The organism is uncultured Fibrobacter sp., assembly GCF_937877005.1.
In the GTDB taxonomy this organism is placed as follows: domain Bacteria; phylum Fibrobacterota; class Fibrobacteria; order Fibrobacterales; family Fibrobacteraceae; genus Fibrobacter.
This window is the reverse complement of sequence record NZ_CALEFV010000137.1, coordinates 1-2,925: the sequence shown is the minus strand read 5'-3', so window position 1 is coordinate 2,925 and position 2,925 is coordinate 1. Positions and strand designations below refer to the sequence as shown.

2 protein-coding genes are annotated in these 2,925 nt (G+C 48.3%); both read right to left on the bottom strand.

The features are described from left to right. A partial coding sequence (locus Q0628_RS06795) for a response regulator (RefSeq protein ID WP_298769436.1) occupies window positions 1-2,387 on the bottom strand: 2,387 nt, incomplete at its 3' end. Then, window positions 2,371-2,925: BMP family ABC transporter substrate-binding protein (locus tag Q0628_RS06790; RefSeq protein ID WP_298769434.1), on the bottom strand; the 555-nt coding region annotated here is incomplete at its 5' end. The genes Q0628_RS06795 and Q0628_RS06790, both read right to left, overlap by 17 nt.

Here is a 2,925-nt window from a genome sequence, read left to right as displayed (position 1 = left end):
AATTCCATCGCCTTTGCAATACTTGCAATCTCAACCGCACCAATGTAAAGCGAAGAACTCTTCAACATCTGCACCATCAAACGGTAACTTTCGAAGTCTTCGTCCTTGAACAACTTGTTCAAGACCACATCGTACTGTTTATCGACATAAACCATCATCTTCTTGCGATAAAGGGCTTCATTCCTTTCGCAACAGAATAGGCCAACCGAGATATCCAACACATCGCTAGGTAGGTTCTCGTTCGTCTTTTTCGGTTCCTGAATCAGCATCGGTTTCTTTACAGGCTTTTCTTCTGCAGGCGAAGGCTCTTCCACTTCTTCTTTCTTGGGCAATTCATCGTAACGCTTAATCAACTCCTTCGGCAAGAACTTCAGGAGAATCGTAAACAGGGCATCTTCGTGAACTGGCTTCGTCAAGAAATCGGCAAATCCCGTCGTCTCGCAAATCGTCTTTGCAGAAGCGCTATCTTCGGCAGTAAGCATCACAATCGGCGTATGCTGATTCGGGTGATCGTCCAGCGTCTTCATGATTGTCAGAATATCCAAGCCATCGACAATCGGCATCGTATGGTCAAGGAATATCATGTCGTAATGGTTACGCCTGAACTTTTCAATCGCCTCCATACCGTTCGAAACCGAATCAAAGCGGGCCAATGTTTCTTTTATAAGTCCGCTCATCACGCGCAAATTCATGGGCACATCGTCAATGGCCAGAATCGATGCATTCGGTGCAAAGAAATGAATGGACTTGTTTTCGGACACATGCACGAATTCGTTGTACCGCGTCTTAAAATCACCCATCAGCTCGGTTTTGACGACTTTCTGCGGGATTGCAATTTCGACAACCGGAAGCCCATCCGCAATATGGCTACTCCTGATTGTACCGCCGAGAGCGCCCACCAGCATCTTGACAAGCGTCAGCGAAGCCCCCGTCCAGCTGACGCCCGCATCCGGTACATCAATCACCAAGTCAATCTTCTGAGTACTTTCTTCACCGTTTTCGTCTTCGGCCCAGCGGTAACCAATTTGAACAATGTTTGCACTGTTGACGACCAGGCGTTCTGCGTTGAACAAGATATTACTTACAATCTGCCACAAGCGCGATTCATCGCCTTCAAGCTGAGTCGGAATCGAAGAATCGACCAACAGTTCGAACTCCACCGGCTTTTTGCGGTTACGGGCCGCACTGTAGCAATCACAGAGGACAGCAAACAGGAGGTATTCCTTGATCGAAATTTCAAGGCTGTTCGTGCGGATTTTGTTCATGTCCAAAATATCGTTCGAAAGCAAAAGCAGTTCCTGGCCCGAAGCGCGCATTTCCGAAACGTATTCCTTGAGCGAAGAATTAGCCGATTCCCTCAAGACAATCGCACCCATATTCAAGACATTCATCGCCGGATTGCGAATATCCTGGCCCACGGAATCCATCATGCGCAAGCGATCCAGTTCGTCGCTTACCAAATGTCCCTTCAAGTGAGATTCCCGATTCCTGCGAACCAAGAAGAATCGAATTCCAAGGCCCGTCAAGAACAGCAGCATCAAGAATCCGACAACCCAGAACACCAAGAAAGATAACTGGTTCAAACCATCCGATACATCTTCGCCGGCAACCATTCCCGCAAGCATGAAATCGTCTTGCGAAGACTTCGCCATATAGAAGTAATAGGTCTCGTTTCCTACTTGGACATTTCTTGCCGAGGCAAGTCCGCCATGGTCCATATCCTGACGGAGCCAGCCATAAATCTTGCCAACATCGACTTCACTCCACACAGAATCCTGACGCCACTTTCCGGTATTATTCTGGATCAGGACCCGGCCATCGTTATCGATTATCTGAGTGAAGCATTTCTTCTCAAAGCAATCCGCATCGAAGAAATCGTTTATCGGGATTTCGTCGTACTGCAAGTACAGCACAAATCGGACGTTATGGCCATGGAACACCGGAACGCCAAGCAAAATCCCCATCCTTTCGCTGTAGCAAACCGATTGTCTGCCGCGGAACGATCCCATGATACACCGGTAAGTTTCGTCTGGCAGCATGAACCGCGAAGAATCCACGTACACCGTTCCATCAAGCGCAATCAAGCCATAGCTAGAATTTTCGTCCTTCACGTCCGACAGGGCTAAGAAATCTTCCACGCGCGCGCCGTCAGTTTCTATTTTACGCGCAACCATCGAAAGGGCATCCAGCTGTGCATGCAATTTCTCGTCCACAAGATGGGCGGTCAATACGGCTTGCTGCGACACATGCTTTGTTACATAGGCATCCAAAAGTGTATCGAGCTTTACTCGAAGCAATACGCAAACAAGACACAGGACAAACACGACGGTGGCAAGCCAAACCACCATCTTGATGTTGATCTTCGCGCTTCTAGGGGTTAGTTCCATCGACTACCCCCTTGACGAACCAATCGAACCGATTCAGCATCTCATCGTCGGTCATGCTTTCGCCTTCTCCTACACGGATTTCACCTTGGTTATCTTCGATTGGACCGTAAAACACATCGAACTTGCCTTGCGTCAAGTGAATTTTTTCTTCTTCAACAACCTGACGTATCGACGCTTCGACATTGCGAGTCATCTCGGCCAAGTCCATCATGCCGCTTTCTAGCCCAAGCCAATAAGAACGCCCTTCAAATTTATCCTGGAGGACCTCGCGAATCTTGGGAACATAGAAATTTTCCCAATGCCAAACCGGCGCCGTCAAGAACCTATCCGGGAACCTTTTGGAATTGTCCCTATTGTAACCGATAATCCAGACGTTTCTTTCGTCTGCAATGTTGTACGGAGACAACGCATCCAGATGTGTCGTCAGGACATCGATATTGTGATTATCAAGCAACGAGCGGGTCGAATCGGCAGCCCTGTTTTCATCGTTCCACGATCCGGTCCAGCTGACAAACACCTTCGCTTCGGGATTAACCTT